A 4,160-nucleotide genomic window follows, 5' to 3' on the forward strand; every position below is an offset into this window, starting at 1 on the left:
GGGCGCTGCCCTGGACCCGCCGGGGGGGATAATCCCCCCCGGACCCCGGTATTTTCTTGGAGGACTGAAAGGCAAAGGCTATTTATTCCCAGCGGCCATGGCCGGGAATGACGATCTCCCGCTCCCCGAAAGCCCATTGCGCCGCTCGGGGATGACAGGCCTGACACTGCGCCAGCGACTTCACCCCCGGATTGTCCTTCACCAGTCGGGCGGGAATCTTGTTATGCTCCTTTGTGAATCCCGCCAACTCCGTAATCCGCGTCACCTCGTCAATACCCTTGCCCCGACTGGCGTTCTGCATCAGATACGACGTCAACGGCATCCGATCCGCATCCGCCAACTCGGCATTGTCACCGAAATGGTTGGCCAAATTGCCCATCAGCTTCTGCCAGCCCAACGGCGATAAGGTGTGCGGCGGATACGGCACATGACACGAGCCGCACTCCTTGACATAGCGCGTATCCGGAACCCGCGCCGCACCCCCACCCTTCTTGCCCCCCTCATCGGCTTTGTCGCTCGCCCACGCCCCGCCCGTCAACAACAACGCCACCGCCAACACCGCCAATCGTCTCATCACCGCCCCCTATTGCTGACGCAGATACATCAAAACGTTGCCCTTCTCCTGAAGGGTGCATTCGCGCTCCAGAACGGTTTTGCAGTTGCGCTTGAACCACTTCTCGATCTTGGCCGTATCGATCAACCGCTCCGCATTGACACTCGGCGCCATGGCGTCGATGACCTTGCCCGTCTCCTGATGGGTGCCGGGCTTGCGCAAATCGGTACCGTGACAGGCCTGGCAACTGCGCTCGCGCCCCTTGTCATCCTTGCCGTGGTTGGCCTTCCAGAAGCTCTCCCCGGCTTTGGCGTCGAAAGCGGCCACCCCCGCCGCCCGGTAATCCTTGAGAAGATCGTCCACCGCCGCCGCCTGAACCGCTGCGGCGGAAAACAACACCATCACACCCAATACCCAAAATCGCTTGCTCATGATTTATTCTCCTTGCCAGCCAGCGCCGACCCCGAAGGAATGGCCATGGCCCCACCTTGAAAAGTGCCCTCGCGGGCGTCCTGATGACACGCTTCGCACTTCAACCGACTGCCCACCCGGATGTCCTTGAATACCGCGTCGGCAATGTTGCGGTGCTTGCGTTTCCAATACGGGGTTTCGGTGATGCGCATCACCTGGCCGACCCCGGTTTTTTGCAGACTGCGCAGCATGTTATAAGAAGCCTTGGTGAGTTGCCTCTCGGCGGCGTTGGCTTCGGCGAAGGCCAACAGTTGCGCCGTAACCGCCTCGTCCAGATCCAGATCCTCGTTGAAGTGGCTGCGATCCATCAGAGGCTTCCAGGAGGCGGCGGGCAGCAGGCTGGGATGATAAGCCAGATGACAATCGCCGCACTCCTTGTCCCACAGGGCGTTTTGAGCAAGGGGCGCACCGACGAAGAAGGGCGCGGGTTTGCCGCCGACCACTCCCCCCGGACGGGGAAACCAGAGCAACACCGGCAGCAGCAGCGCCGCCGCCAACAACACCGCGCCCCAACGCGCTCCGGGAACCACGGCGGGAGCAGGGCTCTGGCCGTGCAGGGGTTTGCGCCCGTGAATCATGGCGGTAATCAGGTTTTCCCGATGCAGCAGGCTCTCCACCAGCACGCCGAGGATATGAAGGGCCACGATGGCGAGCAGCGTGAAGGCCAGGGTTTCGTGAATCTCCTTGAAGCTCCGGCCCCAGGCGAAAGAGAACCATCCCGCCAGAGGGCCCTGTCGATCGGATGCGCCCAGAACCAGGAATCCTGTTGCGACCAGAAGGCCCACCAGGCCCAGCATGAGCAGAATGGCCCAGCTTCCGGGGGGATTGTGGCCCAGGTAACGGGGCGGGCGGAGGCGCATCACCCCGAGCAGATAGTCGAAGACGGCGCGGGGGGAATGGATGAAATCGGCGAAGCGGGCGTGGCCGTTGCCGAAGAAGCCCCAGTAGAGGCGAAACAGCACCAATCCGCCCGCCACCGACCCGGACAGAACGTGCAGGGGCAGGAAGACGGCGCTTTCGTGGGTGAACCAGGCCACGGCCACGGCAACCACCAGAGACCAGTGGAAGAGGCGCGTCGGCAGATCCCAAACGGGTGTGGTGTTCATCAACAGTCTCCCGGCAAACGGCTGAACTGGAACGGGAGAATAACGGGTCAGGATGAATGGAAAATGAAGAAAGGGAGCCCCTGGCGAGGGAGTTGCAAAATTTCCGCGACCGAGCCGTGATAGACTTTGACTTTAAATATTTAATCCCTTAAGTATCAAAAAAAAGGAAATGTTCTATCCTTTGACTTTTATTTTATTCTTTTTTAGGGTCGTAACATTATCTAAATATTATTAAAATATATCTAAAAAATATATTAAAGACAGAAAAAAAACGTCAAAGGACAGAATATTTCCTTTTTTTGATATTTAAAAGATAAAATATTGAAAGTCAGAACATAAAAAACCCCGTCGCCTGTGTGTGGCGACGGGGTCTAGGGGCGGCGCATCCTTGCGCCGCGAGCCTCTCCCTGGAGGGGGAAAGACTCCCCGCGGCATCCTGCCGCATCGAACGACTATTCCTCGGGGTACCCTTTCGCACGACATCACCAGCTTCCCGGGGGCCGCAGCTCCCGGATCCTGGCCGGCGGGGTTGTTGACCCGGCCGCGCGATCGTGGCATCCACATGAGTCTCTTGTGTACATCAAATCGAAGGCGCTGTCCAGGTAATGGGAAGAAAATTCTTGAGAAAGGGGCGCGGGGGGATCCGGCAAGGGGGAAGCGAATGGGGGGTCTCGTGAGAACTGGACCTCGGTGATTTCTTTTGCCAGAATACCGCTACGGTATGTTGGGTGACCGGTGATTGCAACGGAAAGTGCGGGAGGTTTGTCATGTCCAGGGTTCGATCGGCACTCTTTTTTGGGCTTTCTCTCCTGCTGGCGGGTTCGGTAGCGGCGGACTCGGAGGTGATCGGCAACATCAAATCGGTGAAGGGCAATGCCACCATCCACCGCGCCGGGGGGCAGGAGGCTGCGGCGCTGGGAGGCCCCATCTACATGAACGACACCCTCAAGACCGGCGCGGACGGCGCGGTGGGGGTGACCTTCGTGGACAACACCATGGTGACCATCGGCGCGGATACGGAGTATGTCATCGACACCTTCGCCTACCAGCCGGCGCAGAATCAACTGGGCTTCGCCTCGCGGCTGACCAAGGGGAGCTTGCAGTTCGTATCCGGCAACATGGCCAAGTTGAAGCCGGAGTCGGTTTCGGTGAATACGCCGGTGGGTACCATCGGGGTTCGCGGTACCCGGTTTCTGATCAAGATCGACGAATAGTCCGCTCGTTACCGGCGCTGTGCGCCACCTTTGCCCCGCATTTTCCGGAGACGATTGAGATGGATTCCCTTTCCCGCACCGTCTATCACGCCATCATTGCCGTATGCGTATTAGCATTGATGTGTGGCGTGACCGAGAACTGCTCTTCCTGTGTGAAGCAGCAATGTTGGATACCCGCCAAGCCCAAGAGTTACGTGGTGTTGATGGAAGGCTTCGACGGCAAGGTGGGCAAGGTGATCTTCAAGGGGGGTGCGGGAGAGCAGGTGCTGGATCAGGCGGGCATGGCGGGAGGCATCGACCAGCGCGGCAAGGTCTTGTCCCATCCGGTGCAGATGAATGTGGCGGAGGTGGAGAAGACTTTCCGGGAGGTGCTGGCGGCAGCGCCGATGCCGCCCATGGATTTCATCCTCTATTTCATGGCCGGCACCGACAAGTTGACGCCGGAATCGGAACAGTCCATTCCGCAGATCCTGGCCAACATGTCGGGGCGGGCCGCACCGGAAATCGCCATCATCGGCCATACGGACCGGGTGGGCAACGATCAGACCAACTACCAGTTGGCCTTCAAACGGGCGGAGGCGGTCAAACAGATCTTCGTGGACCATGGCGTGGCCTCGCAGAACGTCACGGTGACTTCGCACGGGGAGAGCAATCCGCTGGTGCCGACGGAAGACAACGTGCCCGAACCGCGCAACCGCAGGGTGCAGGCCACGGTGCGATAAAACTCCGATAAAGAGCCATGCAAGTGGCTCTCTATTTGTCTTTCAATATGTTATCTTTTAAGTATCAAAAAAAGAAAATGTTCTATCCTTTGAC

5 protein-coding genes are annotated in these 4,160 nt (G+C 58.9%); 2 read left to right on the top strand and 3 right to left on the bottom strand.

Annotated elements, in window-relative coordinates; translation table 11 throughout:
- Positions 1–82: 82 nt before the first annotated feature.
- Genes HQL56_18605 through HQL56_18615 form a run of 3 tightly spaced genes read right to left on the bottom strand, consistent with a single transcriptional unit; the run spans position 83 to position 2,130 of the window.
- On the bottom strand, positions 83–574 hold the full coding sequence (locus HQL56_18605; protein MBF0311527.1) for a cytochrome C: 492 nt from the start codon (positions 572–574) through the stop codon (positions 83–85).
- A gap of 9 nt (positions 575–583) precedes the next feature.
- A complete protein-coding gene (locus tag HQL56_18610; protein MBF0311528.1) occupies positions 584–955 on the bottom strand; it encodes a DUF1924 domain-containing protein in 372 nt (123 codons plus the stop codon).
- Positions 956–981: 26 nt separating this feature from the next.
- Positions 982–2,130, bottom strand: coding sequence for a cytochrome b/b6 domain-containing protein (locus tag HQL56_18615; protein ID MBF0311529.1), 1,149 nt, complete (start codon positions 2,128–2,130; stop codon positions 982–984).
- A 767-nt stretch (positions 2,131–2,897) separates the two neighbouring features.
- On the opposite strand from HQL56_18615, the gene HQL56_18620 reads away from it, so the two are divergent.
- Positions 2,898–3,344 carry a FecR domain-containing protein gene (locus HQL56_18620; GenBank protein MBF0311530.1) on the top strand — a complete coding sequence of 149 codons (447 nt, stop codon included), beginning with the start codon at positions 2,898–2,900 and terminating at the stop codon, positions 3,342–3,344.
- A 59-nt stretch (positions 3,345–3,403) separates the two neighbouring features.
- Complete coding sequence (locus HQL56_18625; GenBank protein ID MBF0311531.1) at positions 3,404–4,066, top strand: OmpA family protein; 663 nt, start codon at positions 3,404–3,406, stop codon at positions 4,064–4,066.
- Positions 4,067–4,160: the final 94 nt, after the last annotated feature.

Source organism: Magnetococcales bacterium (assembly GCA_015231925.1).
GTDB lineage: Bacteria > Pseudomonadota > Magnetococcia > Magnetococcales > JADGAQ01 > JADGAQ01.